This window comes from Collinsella sp. MSK.8.10 (assembly GCF_019041915.1).
GTDB lineage: Bacteria > Actinomycetota > Coriobacteriia > Coriobacteriales > Coriobacteriaceae > Collinsella.
Genome location: NZ_JAHPYF010000004.1, coordinates 23,266 through 46,399 on the forward strand (window position 1 = coordinate 23,266; position 23,134 = coordinate 46,399).

The following is a 23,134-nucleotide window of genomic DNA, read 5'->3' on the forward strand; positions in this document are numbered from 1 at the left end:
ATGAGCACCAGGGACTTTTTTAAGAACTCCGTCTTGGAGGCGTTTGGCCAGGTCGACCCTGCCAAGATTGGCCTTTCGCTGCTCGTGGCGCTCGCCATGGGCATCCTGATCTATTACGTGTACAAGCGCTTTTTTACCGGTGTGGTGTATTCGCGCAGCTTTGCCGTGACACTCGTGGGCATGTGCGTGCTTACCTGCATGGTCACGCTCGCGATTTCGACCAACGTGGTCATCTCGCTCGGTATGGTCGGTGCTCTGTCAATCGTCCGCTATCGTACGGCGGTTAAGGACCCGCTCGACCTGCTGTATCTTTTTTGGGCCATTACCACAGGCATTACGGCAGGCGCCGGCATGTACGCGCTCGTGGGGCTTACGGCAGTGGTGATTGTGGTGATGATTGCCGGCTTTGCGAGCCACCAGGACAAGGCGCGCGTGTACATGATGGTCATTCACTACACGGGCCAGACCACCGGCGACGATATCGTTCGCGCGTTTGGGCGCACCAAGTTTACCGTCAAGTCCAAGACCATGCGCGGCGACAAGGTCGAGATGGCCGTGGAGGTGTTCTCGGACGGCGTTGACATGCCCTATGCGGACGCCATTCGCGCGCTCGATGGCGTGGAGGACCTGACGCTCATCCAGTACAACGGCGAGTACCACGGCTAACTTTGTCCCGCGTTTTAACAAACGCCGGACCGCTCGACGCTGCGCGGGCATCTGCCGGGCGATCTGCCGCTCAAACCGTCGCTCGCGTACATAAAGTACGCTTCGCTCCTCTTTCGCGGCACCTCGCCACGGCAGCTGCCCGCTCGCTGGCGTATGCTCGACCTGGGTGGGCCGATTTGGTTCGTATGCCGTCTTCACGGGTATCATGGTGAAAGCGATTTCAATGACAGGGGTGCTCGTGGTAAAGATGAAAGATGTGGCCGAGCTTGCGGGCGTTTCGAGCGCCGCCGTCTCGCGCTACCTCAACGGTGGATATATCTCGGCGGACAAGGCCGAGCGCATTAAGCAGGCAATCGAGTTGACCGGATACGTGCGATCCAGCCAGGCTCGCGCGCTGCGCACCGGTTCCACCAAGCTCATCGGCGTCATCGTGCCTAAGATCAACTCGGAATCCGTGAGCCGCATTACCGCTGGCATTGGCCAGGTGCTCGGTCGCCGTGGCTACCAGATGCTGCTTGCCAACACCGACAATGCGCCCGATCGCGAGCTCGAATACCTCGATTTATTCCAAAACCATCCGGTTGATGGCATTGTGCTGGTGGCAACCATGATCACCGACGAGCACCGTCGGGCGATTGACTCGTGCCGCGTGCCCATTGTGCTGATCGGTCAGCATGTCGAGGGCGCGGCGTGTGTCTATCACGACGATTACGAGGCTGCCTTTGAGCTGGGCCGTGCGCTTGCGGGTCGCGTGGACGGCAAGATCGCCTACATTGGAGTTTCCGAAGAGGACCGCGCGGCCGGTTTCGACCGTCGTCGCGGTTTTGAGGCCGGCTTGCGCGCCGCGGGCGCGGTGCTTGATCCGAGCCTGATTCGCCAGGGGTCATTTACGCTCGACTCGGGCTATCGCGCTGCGCGCGAACTGCTCTCCGTCGATCCCGATGTTTCGTTTATCGCGTGCGCGACCGACACTATGGCGGCCGGCGCCCTGCGCGCTTTTGACGAGCTGCGCGGCGTGGGCGAGGGCGTGCGTCGCGTGAGCGGTTTTGGCGACAACGCGTTTTTGCGCGCGCTGACGGGCGGCATTCCCACCGTGCATTATGGCTACCTGACCAGTGGCGTCGAGGCGACCAATATGCTGCTCGACGCGCTCGATGGCGAGGAGGGGGAGAGCGGCCTGCGGACGCTCAAACTTGGACATCAGCTCATGAATGTCTAGTCCTTGGACGCGTCTGCCTGCCTTTGAGTCCCCAGTTTTTGTCTCAAAACTACCATTCGCCGGCTTTTTCCTACCGTTCACCCTACTGTGAAAACGATTACAGACATATGAAACTGAAAACGATTACAGTGTAAGTGTCAAAGATGGCCGGGTGCAGATGCGCCCGTTGGAGGAAAGGGAAGTCATGGACTACCGCAAATCAGCCCAAGAGGTGCTCGACAACATCGGTGGCGCCGGCAACGTTGTTTCGGCCGCACACTGCGCCACGCGTCTGCGCCTGGTGATTGCCGATAACGCCAAGGTCGACAAGGAAGCCCTCGAGAACGTCGACGGCGCCAAGGGCGTCTTTGAGGCCCAGGGCCAGCTGCAGATTATTTTTGGCACCGGCACCGTCAACAAGGTCTACGAGGAGTTCATCGCGCTCAGTGGCGTCGAAGCTGCTACCAAGGCCGAGGTCAAGGAGGCCGCGGCGCAGCAGCAGAACATCTTTATGCGTGCCATTAAGGTGCTCGGCGACGTCTTTGTCCCCATCATCCCCGCCATCGTGGCTTCGGGCCTGCTGCTGGGCATTATGAGCGCCCTCAACTTTATGGCCTCCAACGGCTTTATCGCGCTCGACACCAATAACTTTATCTATAAGATCGCCGACCTGGTCTCGGGAACGTCCTTTGGCATTCTGCAGATCCTGATCGGTTACTCCGCCGCTAAGGCCTTTGGCGCCAACCCGTATCTTGGTGCCGTCGTAGGCGGTGCGTTCATCAACTCCTCGCTGCAGAGCGCCTACACGGTTGCCTCCGAGGGCGTGCAGACCATGGTCACCGTCATTCCCGGCGTCTACAGCTTTGAGTGGGTCGGTTATCAGGGCCACGTTATCCCCATCGTTATCGCCTGCGCCATTCTGGCCTTCCTCGAGAAGCGCCTGCACAAGATCGTTCCCGAGATGTTCGACCTCTTTGTGACCCCGCTCGTCTCGGTGTTCGTGACCGTGCTCGTGACGCTCGTTGCCGTCGGCCCCATCTTTGTCTGGGCCGAGAACGCCATCCTCGGTCTGATCCAGGCCCTGCTGACCCTGCCCTTCGGCATCGGTTCCTTTATCGTCGGCCTGTTCTATGCCCCCACGGTCGTTACCGGTATCCACCAGATGTACACCGCCATCGACCTGGGCCAGCTCGCCCAGTACGGCGTGACCTATTGGTTGCCCATCGCCAGCGCTGCCAATATCGCCCAGGGTGGCGCCGCGCTCGCTGTTGCCTTTAAGACCCGCGATGCCAAGATCAAGGGCCTGGCGCTCCCTTCGGCCCTGTCCGCCTTCATGGGCATTACCGAGCCTGCCATCTTTGGTGTGAACCTTCGCTTCTTTAAGCCCTTCATCGCCGGCTGCATCGGCGGCGGCTGCGGTGCCCTGGTCTGCGCGCTCACCTCGCTTGCTGCTTCCGGCACCGGCGTTACCGGTATCTTCGGTATCCTGCTGTGCCTGGCCCAGCCCGTGCAGTACGCGATCATGTTTGCGGTCGCCGCGCTGGTTTCCTTTGGCGTCTCGTTTGTCCTGTACAAGGACGAGCCCAAGGCTTCCGAGCAGGCCTAAGAGCTTTTGATTGAGGGGTGCCCGCGGGTTGTATGCTCGCGGGCATTTCCCGTATCTGGTGCCGATCTCTGGTGCCTTGTAACTTTCGATCCGTTAGGACTTTGATATGTCTAATGCACTTGGTCGCGACCTTGCAAAGCTGGTTGCCGCAGTAGACGCCGCCGCCTCTGAGTGCGGTCATGGCGCGTATGGCCAGCACTTTCATATTATGCCGCCGGCGGGTTGGCTCAACGACCCCAACGGTCTCTGCCAGGTGGGTGGCGTGTTTCACGCGTACTTCCAGTATGCCCCGTTTGATGTGAACGGTGGCGTAAAGATGTGGGGCCATGCCACAAGCCGCGACCTTATGAACTGGGAATATGTTGGCGCTCCACTGCTGCCCGACGAGCCGTTCGATTGCCACGGCGTGTATTCGGGCTCCGCGCTTGCCGAGGACGGCCGCATTCGCGTACTGTACACAGGCAACGTTAAACTCTCCGATGCAGACGGCACGTACGACTACGTCAATACCGGCCGCCGCGCCGATACTGTTTATGTCGAGAGCGTTGATGGCCTTGCCGGTCGGGAGTTCAGCCAAAAGCGCGTGGTGCTGGCGTCCGAGGATTATCCCGAGGATTTGACCTGCCACGTGCGTGACCCCAAGGTGTGGCGCGATGATGATGGGCGTTATCACATGGTGCTGGGCGCGCGTCGTCGAGTTGACGGGCCGCACGTCGAGAGCCGTTTTTGCGCCATGCATGGCGAGGGTGCCGGGCGCGATGTGGGCGAGATCCTGGTGTATGGCTCGGCCGATATGCTGAGCTGGGAGCTCGAGAGCCGCGTGTCTACGCCCGAGCGTTTTGGCTTTATGTGGGAGTGCCCGGGGTATCTGGAGATTGAGACGGATGGCGGTGTACCGGCGAAGTGGCTGTCCTTCTCGCCTCAGGGGCTCGAGGGCGGTCGTTGGGACCGCGGCAATGTGTATGCCGCTGGCTACATGCCTGTAACGGGCGACATCACTGGTGGTGACGGTGCCTATGAGCTGGGCGATTTCCGTCTGTGGGACGCCGGTTTTGACTTCTATGCTCCGCAGGAGTTCACGGCCGAGGACGGTCGCCATATTCTAATCGGCTGGATGGGCATGCCCGATGAGCCGACCTATGGCAACGCGCCTACCGTGGCGTGCGGCTGGCAGCACTGCATGACGGTGCCGCGTGAGCTTACAGCCGGTGCCGGCGGCGTAGTGCTGCAGCAGCCGGCGCGCGAGATTGAGCACCATTATGCCTCGGTGCGTGTGGGGGCGGGCTCGTTGGAGGTTGACGGCGATACCTGCTTTGACGTTGTTGTTGGCGACGTCGACGGCGCATTTACCGCGACCGTTGATGGCGGGCTGAAGCTGGCGTTTGTGCCCGCCGAGGGCAACCTGCCCTCACGCTTTGAGATGCGATTTATCGATGAGGGTCGCGCTTCTGCCGGCTGCGGTCGTACCGTGCGTTGGGAGCCCGTCGACGAGGTTTGTAACGTGCGCATTGTTGGTGATGTCTCGTCGGTCGAGGTGTTTGTGAACGATGGCTCTCTCGTGTTTTCGACGCGCATCTATCCCGAGGCCTATGGCGTGACCGTTGACGCTCCGGGCGCGAATGTGACCTACCACGCGCTCAACATCTAGGCGATTCGTCGCATATCGGCGCTATACTGCAGCCGTTGCCCACGATGCGGGAAACATCCGCATCGTGGGTTTTTGCTTATGAAGGGACGGTGCCACGTGGATGTGCAACAGCTAGAAGAGGCCTGGGCTGCAAGGGCCGGCGCGCGTGAGGCGCGTCTTGTTGCGGCCCTGCATGTGCCGGCAGGGCTGTCGCAGCTGGGGATTGTGCGTCCCGGTGACCGCCTGGTGGCCTTTGCGGACGACTTTGTCGATGCGTTTGCGAGCGGCTTTGATTGCTGCGATGTCGCGCTGGTGGGCTCGTCGTCCGCCGAGGCGTTTGCCGCTGCGTCCGAGGGCTTTGATGCTTCGTTTGATGCCGAGGGGCCGCACCTGTGGTGGTTCGTCAACTCCATCGGCGGGTTTGGTCTGCGTGTGCCCGATCTGCGTGCGCTGGGTCGGGCGGCGCGTGAGGCCCATGCGCTGCTGGTTGTTGACAACACCGTGGCGTCGGCTTTTGGCTGCGATCCGCTGCGGCTGGGTGCCGTGCTGTCGCTCGAGGCGCTCGACCGCGTGTGCGCCGGCAAGGCTCCGCGCAAGTTGGTTGCAGTATCGGTCGCGCGCTCGCAGCTCAAGCGCCATCGTGTGGATGCTGCTGCCGAGTGCGCGCATGCCCTGCTTGAGGGCTGTGGCTTGGCCAAGCTTGATATGCCTGCTGACGAGGCCGGTGTGCTGGAGCGCGGGCTGGACTCGCTCGATGTCCGCATGCAGGCGCATTTCGATCGCGCCCGTGCGCTGGCCGAGTATCTGGCCGCCAACGAGATGGTGCGCAACGTACGCTATCCCGGGCTGAGCTCGCATCCCGACCATGCTGTTGCAACGGGAATCCTCGAGCACGGCTTTGGCCCGGCAGTTGAATTTGATCTTATCGAGCGTAGTGCGGGCGAGCTGTTCGATGCTTTGTCCGGGGAGTTTCGCACATCGCCCGCCGGCGGCGCAACGACGCGCCTTTCGGCTCCACGCGGCAAGCAGGGGAGCACCGTCCGCCTCTTCGCCGGCACCGACGACCCCTTGATCGTGGCCGCCACCCTGGACAACGCCCTCCGATGATTTTTCTGGGACGGGGATTAAAAAATCATTAGGTACACAATGATTTTTTAATCCCCGTCCCAGAAAAATCATCTATGGTGGCGACCGGCTAAAAAGCCCCGTCTCAAATAGGCTACTCTTTGATGCTGGCGATGAGGTCGTTGGCTTTGGTGGCAATGACGTTGTTGATGTCGGCCTGCAGTTCCTCGTAGACCGCTATGGCTCGCTCGCCGGCGGGGGTGAGCGTGGATCCGCGGGCGCCGTCGCGCTCGATGAGCTTGCAGCCCAGCTGGCCTTCGGCCTCGTTTACAATGCGCCAGGCCTTGGAATACGCCATGCCCATGCTCTTGGCGGCGCGGTTGAGCGAGTGCTCGCGGGCGATACCCTGCAGCAGCAAGACACAGCCGTGTCCAAACACGCCCGGCAGATCTTTGTCGAACGCTTGAATGACCAACTTTGCCGTCGTCTTGTACTCCATGTGCTCCACGTCTTCCCGCTAAAGTGTTTGCTGGGCAAACGCAAAGCCTGCGTCAAACCCTCGTGTGCTCTTCTTAAATCATGCATTGTAGCAGTCAAAGTGCGTTAAGATACTTCCCCAGTATTGGGCGCCCAAGGTTGGGCTGGGTCCTACGAGGCCTGCAGCCGACCGGTCGCATGGAAAAAGGAGAAACATGGCTACGTTCTTTCCCGGTGAGTCCCACACGTTTTCGGAGTATCTGCTGGTCCCTGGTTACTCGTCCTCGCAGTGCATCCCCAACAACGTCTCTCTTAAGACGCCGCTGACCCGCTTTAAGCGCGGTGAGAAGCCGGCAATCACCCTGAACATCCCCATGGTTTCCGCCATCATGCAGTCCGTTTCGGGCGTCGACATGGGTGTCGCGCTCGCTACCGAGGGTGGCCTGTCCTTCATTTACGGTTCCCAGAGCGCCGAGTCCGAGGCCGCTATGGTCAAGGCCGTCAAGGATCACAAGGCCGGCTTCGTTCAGTCCGATTCCACGCTGACCCCCGACATGACCATGGAGCAGGTCATCGAGCTCAAGGAGAAGACCGGTCATTCCACCATGCCGGTCACTGACGACGGCACTCCCAAGGGTAAGCTCCTGGGTATCGTCACCAGCCGTGACTATCGCCCCAGTCGCGATGACCACCAGACGAAGGTCTCCGAGTTCATGACCCCGCGTGAGCAGCTCATCGTGGGTGACAAGAACATCAGCCTCAAGGTTGCCAACGACGTCATCTGGGACAACAAGCTCAACGCCCTGCCCATCGTTGACGACAACGATCACCTCATGGGCATTGTCTTCCGCAAGGACTACGACAGCCACAAGACCAACCCCAACGAGCTGCTCGATAACGACAAGCGCTACATGGTTGGTGCCGGTATCAACACCCGCGACTATGCCGAGCGCGTGCCGCTGCTCATCGAGGCCGGTGCCGATGTCCTGTGCATCGACTCTTCCGAGGGCTTCAGCGAGTGGCAGAAGCGCACCATCGAGTGGATCCGCGCCAACTACGGCGAGGACGTCAAGGTCGGTGCCGGCAACGTCGTCGACGCCGAGGGCTTCCGCTTCCTTGCCGACTGCGGTGCCGACTTCATCAAGGTCGGTATCGGCGGCGGTTCCATCTGCATCACCCGCGAGACCAAGGGCATCGGCCGTGGCCAGGCCACCGCGCTGATCGATGTCTGCCGCGCTCGCGACGAGTACTACGAGGAGACCGGCGTCTACGTGCCCGTGTGCTCCGACGGCGGTATCGTCTACGACTACCACATGACGCTCGCCCTGGCCATGGGTGCAGACTTTATGATGCTGGGTCGTTACTTCGCCCGCTTTGACGAGAGCCCGACCGAGCGCGTCAACGTGAACGGTCAGTACATGAAGGAGTACTGGGGCGAGGGTTCTGCGCGTGCCCGCAACTGGCAGCGCTACGACCTGGGCGGCGCCGCGAAGCTCAGCTTCGTCGAGGGCGTCGACTCCTACGTTCCCTACGCCGGTTCCCTCAAGGACGGCGTGGGCGGCACGCTCTACAAGGTCAAGTCAACGATGTGCAACTGCGGCGCCCTCTCGATCCCCGAGCTCCAGGAAAAGGCACGCCTAACGCTGGTCAGCTCGACCTCGATCGTCGAAGGCGGCGCCCACGACGTAGTCGTCAAGGACTCCCAGCAAAGCGTCAGCTATCGCTAAGCGGCTTTCCCAAGCACCGCACCTTGCCGTTCAAACCGTCGCTCGCGTACCAAAGTACGCGTCGCTCCTCTTTCACGGCAATCTGCGGCACTTGGAAAACTCGATCATGCTTGGGCGGGTAACAATTAGCGGTTGATTCACAACCACGTTATTTAGATAAAGCGAGATGCCCGCAAGTCGCAGGCATCTCGCTTGTCGTATTTGCTATCATCAGTCAAGTTAACCTTAGGGTCGGTCGGCTTGGCTTTGTTCGCTACAAGTTTCGCACGCAAAGAAGAGCACTTAATGTGCTCTTCGTCTTGCGCAGGACTGTCCGCAGTAGCGAATAAAGCTAAGCCGACCGACCCCAGCTAAGATTAAAGGAGCTGATATGTGCGATTGCACAGATCATAAGGACGAGATTCCTGTCTACGACGCGCAGGCCATTGAGTCCAGGTGGATGAAGGCCTGGGAGGACTCCAACCTCTTTGCCGTCGACACCGACGACAGCAAGCCCAAGAAGTACGTGCTCGAGATGTTCCCGTATCCGTCGGGCGACCTGCACATGGGCCACGCGCGCAACTACACTATCGGCGATGCCATGGCCCGTCAGGCCCGCATGCGTGGCTACGACGTGCTGCATCCCATCGGCTTTGACGCTTTTGGCCTGCCCGCCGAGAACGCCGCCATCAAGCACAACACGCAGGCTGCCGCCTGGACGTATAAGAACATGGACCAGGCGCTCGCCACGATGAAGCGCATGGGCTTCTCCTACGATCTGGATCGCATGGTCAAGACCTGCAGCCCCGACTACTACCGCTGGGGCCAGTGGATCTTTGAGAAGATGTGGGAAAAGGGCCTGGTCTACCGTAAGAAGAACCCGGTCAACTGGTGCCCCACCTGCAAGACCGTTCTGGCTAACGAGCAGGTTACCGAGGGTAAGTGCTGGCGCTGCGGCACCGAGCCCGAGAAGCGCGACCTGGAGCAGTGGTACTACAAGATTACCGAGTACTCCCAGGAGCTGCTCGACGATCTGGAGAAGCTCCCCGGCTGGCCTGAGCGCGTCAAGCAGATGCAGGCCAACTGGATCGGTCGCTCTGAGGGCGCCGAGGTCGACTTTACCCTGTGCGACCAGGATGGCGAACCCATCGAGGGCGACGAGGGCAAGATCACCGTTTTCACCACGCGTGCCGATACGCTCTTTGGCGTTTCCTTCTTTGTCCTGGCTCCCGAGTACGCCGGCTTGCACGAGCTCGTCGAGGGCACGGAGTACGAGGAGGCCGTCACCAAGATCGTCGAGGACTCCAAGCATATCTCTGCCGTCGAGCGTGCCCAGGGCACCCTCGAGAAGCACGGTGCCTTCACGGGCCGCTATGTGGTAAACCCCGTCAACGGCGAGAAGGTCCCCGTTTGGGTTGCCGATTATGTCGTTGCCGACTACGGTACCGGTGCCGTCATGGCCGTTCCCTGCGGCGACCAGCGCGACTTTGAGTTTGCCCGTAAGTACGACCTGCCGATCGTGCCGATCATCCTGGACGATGACGATCGCGCTGCCGTCGAGGCCAGCGGCGAGAGCATCGATACCTTCCATGCCGAGACCGTCGACTGGGATTGCGCTCACGCTGCCGAGGGCACGCTCGTCCAGTCCGGCAAGTACACTGGCATGCGCGGCGGTAAGCACTCCGAGGGTGAGGCTGCCATCGTGGCCGATCTCGAGGCCATGGGCTGCGGCCGTCGCAAGGTCGAGTTCCGCTTGCGCGACTGGCTCATCAGTCGCCAGCGCTATTGGGGCAACCCCATCCCGGCTATCCACTGCGAGCACTGCGGCATCGTGCCCGTGCCCGAGGATCAGCTGCCGGTGACGCTGCCCGAGAACCTGGACCTGGGCGCCGGCGAAACCCTCGCCGAGTGCAAGGAGTTCTACGAGACCACCTGCCCGGTCTGCGGTCGCCCGGCCAAGCGCGAGACCGATACCATGGACACCTTTACCTGCTCCAGCTGGTACTACCTGCGCTATACCGACCCGCACAACACCGAGCTGCCCTTCTCCAAGGGAGCCGCCGACCGTTGGATGCCCGTCGATAACTACATCGGCGGCATCGAGCACGCCATTCTGCACCTGCTCTACAGCCGTTTCTTTACCAAGGCACTGCGCGACCTGGGTCTGCTGAGTGTGGACGAGCCCTTCACCAACCTGCTGTGCCAGGGCATGGTCAAGGACGAGAACGGCGACACCATGTCCAAGTCCAAGGGCAACGTCGTGCCCCCGAGCTCGGTTATCGAGCCCTACGGTGCCGACACCATGCGTTTGGCGATCCTGTTTATCGCCCCGCCCGAGAAGGACTTCGACTGGGATCCCAAGGCCGTCGAGGGCGCCAACCGCTTCATCAAGCGCGCCTGGCGTATCGTTTGGCAGCTCGTCCAGTCCGGCGACGCCAACGTGGCCTTCGACAAGTCCGCGCTCGACGAGGTCGCGATGAAGCTCTATCGCGAGCGTCACCGCACCATCGCCAAGTGCACCGAGGACTTCGATCGCGGCCAGTTCAACACCGCCATCTCGGCCGTCATGGAGCTCGTCAACGCGGCGAGCGCCTACCTCAACGCCACCGAGGGTACCGCCCGCGACAAGGCGCTGTGCTACGGCGTGGCCAAGGATATCGTGAGCGTCCTTGCCCCCATCTGCCCGTTCTGGGCCGACGAGCTGTGGCACGAGGCGCTCGGCTGCGAGGGCAACGCCTACACCGCCGCCTGGCCCGAGTTCGACCTGGCCGAGTCCGTTGAGGACACGGTGCAGATCGTGGTCCAGGTGCTCGGCAAGGTCCGCGGCCGCGTCGACGTGGCCCGCGATGCCTCCAACGAGGAAATGCAGGCTGCCGCCGAGGCCGCTGTCGCTAAGTGGACCGAGGGCAAGACTGTCGTCAAGGCCATCTGCGTGCCCGGCAAGCTGGTCAACCTGGTGGTCAAGTAAGCACTGCGCGCATAGCTGACATGCAATGAACGAGGGGCGATCCGATTGGGTCGTCCCTCGTTTTGCATGTACCTGCCTAGGTGCCTTCGGCCAATTGTCCTATTCTTGTGGAGAAGCTGTGCGCACGCTGACCTGCAGATTCGTACTGTGCTTGCACGTTTCCGCAGCTATTGGTATAGTTTGCTTGCAAATGTAGTTGTAATTGAAAGAAGTGGGGTTTCGGCCCCGCTTCTTTTTTGTATGGATGGAGGTGCCGCAATGGTCAAGACCAAGACCGAGCAGGCGATCATCGACGCGCTCGAGGCCGTCGCTCCCCAGCACGATGTCGACATCGTCGACGTCGAGCTCGTGGGCGCCACCAAGGCCCCCTGCGTGCGCGTGCGTATCGAGGGTGCCGAGGGTCAGAGCCTGTCTCTCAACGACGTCACGGCCAACACCAAGTGGGTCGGCGATGTGATTGAGGAGCTCGACCCTATCTCTTCGAGCTATACGCTTGAGGTGTCGAGCCCGGGCATGGCGCGCCCGCTGCGCCGCCCGTGCGACTTTGCCCGCTTTGTTGGCGAGAACTGTGAGCTCACCTCCACCGCCACCGAGGGCCGTCGCAAGTACGCCGGCAAGATTGTCGCTGCGACCGAGACCGACGTGACCCTCGAGCTCGAGGACGGCGAGTCCGTCACCCTCGATTTCTCTGATGTTAAAAAGTGCAAGTTGAAGCCCACCTACGACTTCAAGCCCGCGAAGGAAGGAAAGTAAGATGGCAGCATCCGACATGATGTCCGCCCTGATGGAGCTTTGCCAGGAGAAGCACATCGACCAGCTCTACCTGATCGACCGCCTGGAGCAGTCGCTCGCCAAGAGCTATGCCGAGATCCTGCATCTTGAGTGGGGCGCCAAGGTGACCATCGACCGCACCACCGGCAAGATCTACGTCTACCGCCTGGAGCCGATCGACGATTCCATGGACGAGGAGGGCAACTTCACCGAGTTCGAGGAGATCGACGTCACCCCCAAGAACACGAGCCGCATCGCTGCCCAGCACGCCAAGGCCGAGATCAACGCCATCGTGCGTAACTCCGCCCGCGAGCAGATCTACGAGGAGTTCTCCGGCCGCATCGGTGACCTCATCAGCGGCACCGTGCTGCAGTCCACGCCCGACTTCACGATCGTCAAGATTCGCGAAGGCGTCGAGGCCGAGCTGCCGCACTTCGATCAGCGCCGTTACGAGAACGAGCGCAACGAGCGTCCGATGGGCGAGCGCTACCTGCACAACCAGCACATCAAGGCCGTGATCATCGACGTTCGCGACCCCAACTCCAACCTGCAGCCGGTTCGTGGCGAGCACAGCCGTCCGCCGATTGTCATCTCCCGCACCCACCCCGAGCTCATGCGTCGTCTGTTTGAGCAGGAGGTGCCCGAGATCTATGAGGGCACCGTCCAGATCAAGTCGATCGCCCGCGAGCCCGGTCAGCGCTCCAAGGTCGCCGTCCATTCGCTCGACGATCGTCTGGATCCCGTGGGCGCCTGCGTCGGCCCCAAGGGCAGCCGTGTTCGCGCTGTTGTGGGCGAGCTCCGTGGCGAGCGCGTCGACGTCATCCTGTGGGATGCCGATCCTGCCGTCTATGTCGCCAACGCCCTGTCGCCCGCTAAGGTCACCCGCGTCCTCATCGACGAGGAGAAGGCCTACGCCGGCGTCATCGTGCCCGACGACCAGCTGTCCCTCGCCATCGGCAAGGAGGGCCAGAACGCCCGCCTCGCCGCGCGCCTTACCGGCTGGCACATCGACATCAAGTCCGAGACGCTTGCCGCCGACATCCTCAAGAACGTTCCCGTTCACGAGGAGCCCGCCGCCGACCTGATCGGTGACGAGGAGGACGAGGACGTCCGCCGCTGCGAGTACGTGTCCGAGGACGGCATCCAGTGCCGCAACCAGGCTCGTCCCGGCTCCCGTTTCTGCGGTGTCCACGACACCGACGCCTTCGATGATGCGGAGGACCTGATCTAGCGCGCGGTTGCGCCGGGCGGGTCCCGGCGCGTCTCCCACGCTCGTTCAGTCTCTAGGCACCCAAGGTGCCAGAAAGGGTAGGTGAAGTCATATGGCAAAAGTCCGTGTGTCCACCCTGGCCAAAGAGTTCGGCATGACCTCTAAGGAACTGATGGGTCATCTCGCCGATATGAAGATTCCCGCTAAGTCCGCTTCCTCCACCTTGGAGGACGCCTATGTCGCCATGGTCCGCAAGCAGCTCGCCTCGGTGATCGAGGCCCGCGCCCAGGAAGTCGAGGCCGCCAAGCAGGCCGAGGAGCAGGCAGCTGCCGCCGAGGAGGCCGCTCGCGCCGCCGAGGCCGAGCGCGAGCGCATCGCCGCCGAGAAGGCCCGCGAGGAGGAGCGTCGCCAGTTTGCCGCAGCCCAGGCTGCCGAGGAGGCCGCCCGCGCCGAGGCCGAGGCTAAGAAGAAGGCCGAGCAGGAGCGTCTTGCCCGCGAGAAGGAGGAGGCTGCCCGCGAGGCCCAGCGCCGCGCCGTTCCCGCTTCCGACTCCGGTTCGCGCTTCCGTTCGCTGCTCGACCAGATCGCCGCACAGGAGACCGTGCTCAAGGAGAAGAAGGACGCCGAGGACAAGGCCAAGGCCGAGCGCGCCGCAGAGCGCGGTAACCGTCGTGGCGGCAATAACGACCGCCGCGGTGGCCGTCGTAACGATCGCAACGCTTCCGACAACAACTCCGAGCGCAATGCCTCCGAGAGCCGTCCGCACAGCCATCGCACCAACGCCAGCAACAACGTCGCTGCCGGCATGGACTTCCCCAACCCCGATAAGCAGGGCAAGGGCAAGAAGCGCAAGGGCGGTCACAACAACGAAGAGGACCACTACAGCCGCATGGCTCGCGAGGCCGAGGAGTACAGCCGCGAGAAGGTGCTCGAGGAGGCTCGTGCTGCCGTCGAGGAGGCCTCTCGCGAGTCCACCGGTCGCCGCAAGAAGCGCAAGGAGAAGCGCGAACGCGAGGCTGCCAAGGCTCAGGAGGAGCGCAAGATAGAGGAGGCGCTGGCCCAGGGCGTGAACCCCGAGGACCTCGACGCCATCAAGGTCTCCCAGGGCGTTACCGTCCAGGAGCTTGCCGAGGCGCTTGACGTTCCGGCCAACGACATCATCAAGCGCCTGTTCCTGCTGGGTACGCCGCTCACCATGACGCAGTCCATGTCCGACGACCTCGTCGAGCTCGTCGCCGACGACCTGGGCCGTCAGATTAAGATCATCACCCCCGAGGAGGAGAACACCTTCTCGTTCTACGACGATCCCGCCGACCTTAAGCCGCGCGCCCCGGTCGTCACCGTCATGGGCCACGTCGACCACGGTAAGACGTCGCTGCTCGACGCCATCCGTCATACCGGCGTTGCTGCCGGCGAGGCGGGCGGCATTACGCAGGCCATCGGCGCTTCGCAGGTCATGATCAACGACCGCAAGATCACCTTTATCGATACCCCGGGTCACGCCACCTTTACGGCTATGCGTGCCCGTGGTGCTAAGGTGACCGACATCGTCATTCTGATCGTGGCCGCCGACGACGGCGTCATGCCCCAGACGGTCGAGTCGATCAACCATGCCAAGGCCGCCGGCGTTCCCATCGTCGTCGCCGTCAACAAGATCGATAAGCCGGGCGCCAACCCCGACCGCGTGCGCCAGGAGCTCACCGAGTACGGCGTCATCCCCGAGGAGTGGGGCGGACAGAACATGTTCGTCAACATCTCGGCCAAGCAGAAGATCGGTATCGACGACCTTCTGGAGACCGTGCTGCTTCAGGCCGACGTTCTCGAGCTCAAGGCTAACCCGGACACCTTTGCCTCCGGCAACGTCCTCGAGGCCAAGCTCGACAAGGGCCGCGGCTCGGTCGCTACCGTGCTCGTGACCCGCGGTACCCTGCACGTGGGCGATACGCTGGTCGCCGGCCTTACCTACGGCCGCGTCCGCGCCATGCTCGACCCCAAGGGTCGCGCCGTCACCGAGGCCGGTCCCTCCGACGCCGTCGAGATTTTGGGCCTGCAGTCCGTGCCCAACGCCGGCGACGAGTTCCGCGTGTTTGAGGACGAGCGCGAGGCTCGCGCCCTTGCCGACGAGCGTTCGCTCAAGGCCCGTATCGAGGAGCAGAGCCGCGTCAAGCACGTCACGCTCGAGAACCTCTTCGAGACCATCGCCGACGCCGAGGTCAAGGAGCTCAACCTGATCATCAAGGCCGACGTCCAGGGTTCCATCGAGGCCCTTCAGGACTCGCTCGACAAGATGGATCAGTCCGAGGTTCGCATCAACACGATTCACTCCGCCGTTGGCGCCATCAACGAGACCGACGTGGTCCTGGCCGACGCCTCCAACGCCATCATCATCGGCTTTGGCGTCCGTCCCGACGGTAAGGCCCGCTCCGCCGCCGAGCGCGAGGGCGTCGAGATCCGTTGCTACGACGTCATCTACAAGTGCCTCGAGGAGCTCGACGCCGCCCGTATCGGCATGCTCAAGCCCACCGAGGTCGAGGTCGCCACGGGTACCGCGACCGTCCTTGACACCTTCAAGGTGCCCAAAGTCGGTATCGCCGCCGGTGTCCGCGTCGAGGAGGGCGAGATCGCCGCGACCGATTCCGTGCGCCTGGTGCGCGACGGTATCGTGGTCTTCAACGGCAAGATCGCCTCGATGCGCCACTACAAGGACGAGGCCAAGAGCCTCAAGAGCGGTTCCGAGGGCGGCATTGGCCTGGAGAACTTCCAGGACATCAAGCCCGGCGACCAGATCGAGGGTTACCGCATCGACCAGGTTGCCCGTACCGAGTAGGGGGTAGCGCTATGAAGCAAACGCAGGCAACCCGCCGTCTGGGCGAGCAGCTTCGCGAGAAGCTTGGTTATATCCTGCTCTTTGAGGTTTCCGATCCGCGTCTCGACCTAGTTACTTTGACCGCGGTCGAGGTCGCGGTGGACCGTTCGTTCGCGCGTGTGTACGTGTCGTGCGATGCGAGCCGCTACGATGAGGTCATGGAGGCGCTCGCAAGCGCCAAGGGCCGTATTCGCAGCCTGTTGGCTCGCTCGCTCGATTGGCGTGTTACGCCCGAGCTCGATTTTCGCATCGATCGCTCGACCGATGAGGCCGAGCGCATCACGCGTGCGCTGGAAAACGTTCCCGCCACGCTTGCGATCGAAAAGGACGAGGACGGCTATCCGATAGCGGATGCCGCCCAGGAGGCAGCTTTAGATGACTAATTCCGCCGACCTCGCCTCGTGCGAGTCTGCAGATATTCAGCGACGCATCCTCGAGCTCATCGAGGGTGCGTCCTCCATTGCGATTTCGGGACATACTTCTCCCGATGGCGATGCCTTGGGCTCCGTGCTGGGTCTGGGCCTCTCGCTCATGAAGTTTTTCCCCAACAAGGACATTGCCCTGCTGCTGGCAGACGATGACCCGGTTCCGCGTATCTACCGCTTTATGGAAGGCTCCGATCGCCTGGTGCCGGCATCTGCGTACACTGGCAATCCGGACCTGTTCATCTCGGTGGACGTACCGGTCGTCGAGCGCCTCAACGACTCTGCTGAGGTGCTTCGTCGCTCCAAGCATGTGGTGTGCTTCGATCACCATCCGGCTCGCGAGGAGTTTGCCGAACTGAGCCTGAGGCGTGTTGAAGCTGCAGCCTGCGCTATGATCATCGACCGCTTCTTGGACAACTGTGGCATTGTCGCCCGTGATGGCGTTGCGACCTGCCTGCTGTGCGGCTTGGTTACCGATACCGGCCGTTTTCAGTACCAAAACGCCGATGCCGCTGCGTTCCATGCGGCTTCGCGACTGGTTGCCCACGGTGCCGATCCGGCGCGTGTGGCACTCGAGGTATATCAGAGCATGCGCGTTGAGTTTTTGCACCTCAAGTCCATCGTTATGGGCCGCATCAAGACAGTGGCCCACGGGCGCGTCGCGTATAGCTACGCGTACCAGAGTGACCTTGAGGCTTGCGGTGTCACCTCGGATGAGTGCGACGGCCTGGTTGACGTGGTGCGCTCAGTGATGGGCGTCGAGGTCTGCATGTTCTTAAAGGGCATTGAGGGCGATACCAAGGTGCGTGGCAACCTGCGCTCCAAGGGGGACCTCGATGTGTCCGAGATTGCTGCCAACTTTGGCGGTGGCGGGCATCATGCTGCCGCCGGTTTCTCCAACAACGGAACGATTCTCGAGACGCTCACCGTGGCACTTCCCATGCTGGCCGAGCTGGTAGGGGAGGATCCCGCTTCGGTGACCGTCGAGCTTTAACTTTTTGGATGGTACATGGCTCGTCGTACGCCTTCACAACTGAATATGCTGCTCGCCGTCGATAAGCCGGTGGGCTGTACGTCCCACGATGTGGTCTCGCAATGCCGACGCGCCCTCCATGAGCGGCGCGTCGGCCATGCCGGCACGCTCGACCCCATGGCATCTGGCGTCATGGTGGTGGGTGTGGGCCAGGCCACCCGTCTGCTGGGCATGCTCACGCTCGATACCAAAAGCTACGTCGCCGATATTTCGTTTGGCGCCGAGACGAATACCGATGATGCGGAGGGCGAGGCGGTCCGCACGGTGGCTGTTGCCAACGAGCTCCGCGATCCTGCCTATGCGCGTGAGCAATTGGCCTCCATGCTGGGTCCGCAGATGCAGGTGCCGCCGGCGTTTTCGGCTATCTCGGTCAATGGCGTTCGTGCCTACAAGTCTGCTCGCGAGGGCAATGCGGTGGACCTACCTCCGCGTCCCGTCGAGGTCTATGCCGCCGACCTGATCGCCGTGGGCGGCGAAGGTGATACGTGCGTGTGGACCGTGGCGTTCTCGGTGAGCAAGGGAACCTATATCCGAGCGCTCGCTCGCGACCTGGGCCGCGCCTGCGAGAGCGCCGCGCACATTTCCGCGCTGCGCCGCACGGCCTCCGGTGTTGTTTCCATTGGCGCTTGTCATGCGGTCGAGGAGCTTTCTCCCGAGTCCGCGGCTGGCTTTGCCCTGGATCCCATTGCGGCCCTGGGCGCCACACGTGTTGACTTGCCGGGCAATCTTGCCGACGACCTTCTCTGCGGCCGACGCATTCCCGTTGAGCGTGCGCTTGCCGATTTCGATGCCTCGAAGGCGCCGTTTGCGTTGGTGCTCGATGGGGGACTCAAGGCGCTCGCCCGCATTGAGGGTGGCCGCTTTGTCATGGAGCACGTGTTTCCGCAGGCAATCGGCGGTGTTCGATGATGTTGTCCGTTCGCGAGCTCGCGCGTATCTTTTTCGCGGGCGAGTCGGACGAGGCTCGCATCGTTACTGCCGATGTGTTTGATAAGTGTGAGCACCTGGGTGCCGCATCGATTGCCATCGGCGTGTTCGACGGCGTTCACCGTGGACACCGGGAGCTCATTGCGGCGCTTGTCCGTGATGCCCGTGCCCATGGCTGCAAGGCGGTCGTAGTTACCTTCGATCCCGACCCGGACGTCGTGGTGAGCCCTTCGCCCGCTCAAAAATTGATGACGACGGCCGACCGTCTGCATGCCCTGGCTCAAACTGGGGTCGATGCGGTGGTGGCCGTTCCCTTTACGCCTGAGGTTGCGGCGCTTGACCATGTTGCTTTTCTCTCGCTGGTGTCGCGTCTGGTCGACATTCGATCGATTCGCGTTGGCAGCGACTTTAGGCTGGGTCGTGGCGGTGCTTCTGGTGTTGACGAGATGCGCGCCTGGGGTGCCGAGCGCGGCGTTGACGTATACGGGCACGACTTGCTTTGCGAGGGCGGTGAGGCCATTTGCGCCACCCGCATTCGTCATGAGCTGGGACAGGGCCATGTGGAGCTTGCTGCTGAGTTACTCGGCCGTCCGTATATGGTGCGTGGCGGTGTTATTCGCGGCCGTCACGAGGGTTCTGGCATGGGCTTTCCCACGGCAAACCTGCAGGTTCCCGACGGTATTCAGGTGCCTGCCGATGGCGTGTATGAGGGTCTGGTGCTGGTCGATGACACCGCGTGGCCCGCTGCCGTGAACGTCGGACTGCCGCCGACGTATGCCGACGATGTCGCTTCGGCGCATCTCGAGGCTAATTTAATTGGTTATACGGGCGACCTGTACGGCTCTTCTGTTTCGCTAGCGTTTACGCGTTGGCTGCGTCCGTCGCGTGTGTTCGATTCGCTGGATGAGTTGATTGCGACCGTCGAGGGTAATATCGAAGATATTCGTCACAACTTGGGCAAGCAGGGGGTGAGCATCCGTGATTAGCGATGAGGAAAAAGACCAGGTACGCGCTGCGTCTGACCTGGTTGCCATCGTGCAGGAAACGGTCGAGCTCAAGCCCCGCGGCCATGAGTTTTGGGGATGCTGCCCCTTCCATGGCGAAAAGACGCCGTCCTTCCACATTATCCCCGCCACGCAGGTGTGGCATTGCTTTGGCTGCGGCGAGGGTGGCGACGTTTTCACGTATATCATGAAGCGCGAGAACTTGAGCTTTCCCGAGTCAATCCGTTATTTGGCCGATCGCGCGGGTATTGAGCTGCATGACACCGGAGATCGCCGCGAGCGCGGCACCAAGCGTGCCCGCATCTACGATCTGTGCGCCGAGACCGCCCAGTTCTACCACACCATGCTCATGCGCGGTAAGGACGGCCGTCCGCGCGAGTACTTTGCCAGCCGCGGCATGGGCGGCGACGTCTGCCGCCGCTACTGCCTGGGCTTTGCACCGGGCCGTAACGCGCTGGTGTCGCACCTGTCCCAGGCGGGTTTTACCCCGCAGGAGATGATCGACGCCAACGTTGCCGTGAGCCGCGGGCGCGGGCAGCTTGCCGACCGCTTTTACGACCGCGTGATGTTCCCCATCTTTGACGAGCAGGGTCACAACATTGCCTTTGGCGGTCGCATTATGGGCGACGGTCAGCCTAAGTATCTCAACACCGCCGAGACGAGCGTGTTCCATAAAAAGCGAAACCTCTACGGTTTTAATTGGGCCAAGGAGTTTATCGTCGCGCAGGATACCGCCGTCGTGGTGGAGGGCTATACCGATTGCATCGCCTGCTGGGAGGCGGGGATTAAAAACGTTGTCGCCACGCTGGGCACCGCGCTCACGGAGCATCATGTCAAGACGCTCATCCGCTTTGCCAAGCGCATCGTGTACATGTTCGATGGTGACGCCGCCGGCCAAAAGGCCGCTCGCCGTGCGATTCAGTTTATTGAGCAGGATTCGATGGACCTGCGCTGTGTGGTGCTGCCCGACGGTAACGATCCCATGGAGTTCATCACGGCGCACGGCGGAGAGGAGCTGCAGAAACGCATTGACGCCGCCGAGCCTCTCATGGACTTTGTGTACCGTTCGCTGCAGGAGTCGAGTGACATCACCACGCCGGGCGGTCGCGCCAAGGCGCTGGAGGATGCGCTGACGCTTATCTATCCGTTGCGCGACAGCTATATGATCGACACGTACTTTATCCAGATTGCCGACCTGTTGGGTTTGGATCTGGAGACCGTGCGCGCGAGCTCGGGCCGTGTGTTTCGCGATGTCGCCAAGCGCGAGGATGTGGAACGACGTCGTGAGCAGAACTATGAGCGCCAGCGGGCACAGGCTGAGCGGTCCGGTAGCGCGGGCGGTCGGACGTCGGGTTCTCGCGATGCCGGTCGCGGTGCTTGGGCATCGGGCGCGAAGCCGCCGGTGTCCGCGCCGGTCGAAGAAGAGCCGTACGACTACGTCCCGCTTGATGCCTACGGTGCCGCGCCCGTGGAGGTCGTCGAAGATCTTCCGCCGATCGATGTGCCTGATGGTATGGGCGCTGTGCCTGCGGCTGACGGTTCGGGCGCACCGGCTGCGGCGGCGCCGATGGTTCTTACCGATCTTGAACGCAAGTCCTTGGCAGGGGAGCGCGAACTGTTGACGATGCTCACGAGCTACCCCGACCTGTTCCGCACGTATGCCGACCGCATCTGCTCCATCGAGTGGGTTGACCCACGTCACGAGTCCATCGCATGGGCCGTTCTGGCAACGCCGCCGGGAACCGATCCTGCAGCCTGCATGGATGCGGCGCGCTCAGTGTGTCCCGATGCGGCAACGCTTGTGAGTGCCGGGCGCATCTCGGCGACGAGCAAGCACCCCACCGAGACGAACATCGTGTTTATGCTCGATACGCTCGAGCTCTACACCATCAAGCGTCGCATGCGTGCCGCACAGGCCAAGCTGCGCCAGGACCGTTCGCTCGATGATGAGGCCCGTCGCGCGCTGACCGTGCAGGCCGCGCAGGATTCGCAGCGTCAGCGCGAACTGCAAAAGTCGATCGGCGGCGTGGCAGACCCGTTTCGTTTGATCGGCCTGGAGGCCGCAGGCACCGAACAAGCCTAGATGTTGTGGTCAACCAGCGTATTCTCGCCTATATCCAGTCCTCTTTTTGGGTATAGACGTCACTGTGTGTGCTAAAGTATTGAGTCCTGTGGACTATGAAGGGAGAATCTGTGCCAAAAAAGACTGAGAGCACGGGTACTGGGCTGGAATCCTACGTTGCAAAGCTTATGGGCAACGGCTCAAACAGGACTTCGGTAACCGAGGACGAGATTCAGGTCGCCCTGAAGGATATCGATGTAACTGATGAGCAGCTCACCGCGGTGTATTCCGCGCTGCGCAACAGCGGCATCCAGATTATCTCCGCGAGCGGTAACGACGACGCCCCCATGGACGTCGACGATGACGATAACGATACCGATACCGACGATTTCGATGACGACGACGAGCACGATTCCGGCTCGCTCGACGATCACGAGCTCAAGATGGCCCGTCAAGCCGACGCCGAGATGGGTTCTTCCAAGAGCAAGAAGAAGCGCGCCGTGCGCACGTCCCGTTCGCGTTCGCGCGTGCGCGGCATCGACGCCTCCACGGTGATGCTGACCGGCGACCCGGTCCGTATGTACCTCAAGGAGATCGGCAAGGTCGACCTGCTGACCGCCTCCGAAGAGGTCGATCTGGCTATGAAGATCGAGGCCGGTCTTGAGGCCACCGAGAAGCTCGAGGCTGCCGATGCTGGTGAGCTCGAACTCACGCGTGCCGAGATGCGTCGTCTTACGCGCATTGAGAACGTGGGCCTCGAAGCCAAGCAGGCGCTCATCAGCGCAAACCTTCGTCTGGTCGTCTCCATCGCCAAGCGCTATGTCGGTCGCGGCATGCTTTTCCTGGACCTGATCCAGGAGGGCAACCTCGGTCTGATTCGCGCCGTCGAGAAGTTCGACTACCAGAAGGGCTTTAAGTTCTCCACGTACGCCACGTGGTGGATCCGTCAGGCCATCACGCGCGCGATCGCCGACCAGGCCCGTACCATCCGTATTCCCGTGCACATGGTCGAGACCATCAACAAGCTCGTCCGTGTGCAGCGCCAGCTCCTTCAGGACCTGGGTCGCGACCCGACCCCCGAGGAGATCGGTGCCGAGATGGACATGAGCGCCGACCGTGTCCGCGAGATCCAGAAGATCTCGCAGGAGCCCGTGTCGCTCGAGACCCCCATCGGCGAGGAAGAGGATTCCCAGCTGGGCGATTTCATCGAGGACTCCCAGGCTATCGTTCCGCCCGATGCGGCCAGCTTCTCCATGCTGCAGGAGCAGCTCACCCAGGTGCTCGACTCGCTTGCCGATCGTGAGCGCAAGGTTATCGAGCTGCGCTTTGGTCTTGTCGACGGACATCCCCGTACGCTCGAGGAGGTCGGCCGCGAGTTTGGCGTCACGCGCGAGCGCATCCGCCAGATCGAGTCCAAGACCCTGGCCAAGCTCCGCCATCCCAGCCGTAGCAGCAAGCTCAAAGACTATATCGAGAGCTAGTCAAGCAAGAAGCGCCCTCAAGCACATCTGCTTGGGGGCGCT

Annotated in this window: 17 protein-coding genes; 16 read left to right on the plus strand and 1 reads right to left on the minus strand. The window is 62.0% G+C overall.

Annotated features, from left to right (window positions below; genetic code table 11):
* The 5 genes from KTF55_RS05545 (at position 1) to KTF55_RS05565 (ending at position 6,204) form a co-directional block, all read left to right on the plus strand.
* Positions 1 to 666 (plus strand): DUF4956 domain-containing protein, encoded by a 666-nt coding sequence (locus KTF55_RS05545; RefSeq protein WP_089571688.1) that lies wholly within the window; start codon positions 1 to 3, stop codon positions 664 to 666.
* Positions 667 to 913: 247 nt separating this feature from the next.
* On the plus strand, positions 914 to 1,885 hold the full coding sequence (locus KTF55_RS05550; RefSeq protein WP_226790723.1) for a LacI family DNA-binding transcriptional regulator: 972 nt from the start codon (positions 914 to 916) through the stop codon (positions 1,883 to 1,885).
* Between the two features lie 184 nt (positions 1,886 to 2,069).
* On the plus strand, positions 2,070 to 3,470 hold the full coding sequence (locus KTF55_RS05555) for a PTS transporter subunit EIIC (RefSeq protein WP_226790713.1): 1,401 nt from the start codon (positions 2,070 to 2,072) through the stop codon (positions 3,468 to 3,470).
* 106 nt (positions 3,471 to 3,576) lie between these two features.
* Entirely contained in the window at positions 3,577 to 5,118 is a 1,542-nt protein-coding gene (locus KTF55_RS05560; protein WP_217107845.1) for a glycoside hydrolase family 32 protein, read from the plus strand.
* A gap of 96 nt (positions 5,119 to 5,214) precedes the next feature.
* Positions 5,215 to 6,204, plus strand: a complete 990-nt coding sequence (locus KTF55_RS05565; RefSeq protein ID WP_217107846.1) for a PLP-dependent transferase — start codon at positions 5,215 to 5,217, stop codon at positions 6,202 to 6,204.
* A gap of 112 nt (positions 6,205 to 6,316) precedes the next feature.
* Here KTF55_RS05565 and KTF55_RS05570 read toward each other — a convergent pair whose 3' ends face one another.
* A complete protein-coding gene (locus tag KTF55_RS05570; RefSeq protein ID WP_217107847.1) occupies positions 6,317 to 6,661 on the minus strand; it encodes a winged helix-turn-helix domain-containing protein in 345 nt (114 codons plus the stop codon).
* A 193-nt stretch (positions 6,662 to 6,854) separates the two neighbouring features.
* On the opposite strand from KTF55_RS05570, the gene KTF55_RS05575 reads away from it, so the two are divergent.
* The 11 genes from KTF55_RS05575 (at position 6,855) to rpoD (ending at position 23,092) form a co-directional block, all read left to right on the plus strand.
* Complete coding sequence (locus tag KTF55_RS05575; RefSeq protein WP_006234046.1) at positions 6,855 to 8,366, plus strand: IMP dehydrogenase; 1,512 nt, start codon at positions 6,855 to 6,857, stop codon at positions 8,364 to 8,366.
* A gap of 370 nt (positions 8,367 to 8,736) precedes the next feature.
* On the plus strand, positions 8,737 to 11,313 hold the full coding sequence (gene leuS / locus KTF55_RS05580; protein ID WP_217107848.1) for a leucine--tRNA ligase: 2,577 nt from the start codon (positions 8,737 to 8,739) through the stop codon (positions 11,311 to 11,313).
* A gap of 258 nt (positions 11,314 to 11,571) precedes the next feature.
* Positions 11,572 to 12,066, plus strand: coding sequence for a ribosome maturation factor RimP (rimP, locus tag KTF55_RS05585; RefSeq protein ID WP_217107849.1), 495 nt, complete (start codon positions 11,572 to 11,574; stop codon positions 12,064 to 12,066).
* Position 12,067: 1 nt separating this feature from the next.
* On the plus strand, positions 12,068 to 13,315 hold the full coding sequence (gene nusA, locus KTF55_RS05590) for a transcription termination factor NusA (protein WP_006234042.1): 1,248 nt from the start codon (positions 12,068 to 12,070) through the stop codon (positions 13,313 to 13,315).
* 91 nt (positions 13,316 to 13,406) lie between these two features.
* Positions 13,407 to 16,121 (plus strand): translation initiation factor IF-2, encoded by a 2,715-nt coding sequence (infB, locus tag KTF55_RS05595; RefSeq protein ID WP_006234040.1) that lies wholly within the window; start codon positions 13,407 to 13,409, stop codon positions 16,119 to 16,121.
* 11 nt (positions 16,122 to 16,132) lie between these two features.
* On the plus strand, positions 16,133 to 16,543 hold the full coding sequence (rbfA, locus tag KTF55_RS05600; protein ID WP_006234038.1) for a 30S ribosome-binding factor RbfA: 411 nt from the start codon (positions 16,133 to 16,135) through the stop codon (positions 16,541 to 16,543).
* A complete protein-coding gene (locus KTF55_RS05605) occupies positions 16,536 to 17,579 on the plus strand; it encodes a bifunctional oligoribonuclease/PAP phosphatase NrnA (protein WP_217107850.1) in 1,044 nt (347 codons plus the stop codon). Before rbfA ends, KTF55_RS05605 begins: the two co-directional genes overlap by 8 nt.
* A gap of 15 nt (positions 17,580 to 17,594) precedes the next feature.
* Complete coding sequence (truB, locus tag KTF55_RS05610; protein WP_217107851.1) at positions 17,595 to 18,527, plus strand: tRNA pseudouridine(55) synthase TruB; 933 nt, start codon at positions 17,595 to 17,597, stop codon at positions 18,525 to 18,527.
* Positions 18,524 to 19,531, plus strand: a complete 1,008-nt coding sequence (gene ribF / locus KTF55_RS05615) for a riboflavin biosynthesis protein RibF (RefSeq protein WP_226790715.1) — start codon at positions 18,524 to 18,526, stop codon at positions 19,529 to 19,531. Before truB ends, ribF begins: the two co-directional genes overlap by 4 nt.
* Positions 19,524 to 21,632 (plus strand): DNA primase, encoded by a 2,109-nt coding sequence (gene dnaG, locus KTF55_RS05620; protein WP_217107852.1) that lies wholly within the window; start codon positions 19,524 to 19,526, stop codon positions 21,630 to 21,632. The genes ribF and dnaG overlap by 8 nt, the downstream gene beginning before the upstream one ends.
* Positions 21,633 to 21,742: 110 nt before the next feature.
* On the plus strand, positions 21,743 to 23,092 hold the full coding sequence (gene rpoD, locus KTF55_RS05625; protein WP_217107853.1) for an RNA polymerase sigma factor RpoD: 1,350 nt from the start codon (positions 21,743 to 21,745) through the stop codon (positions 23,090 to 23,092).
* The last annotated feature ends 42 nt before the right edge of the window (positions 23,093 to 23,134 follow it).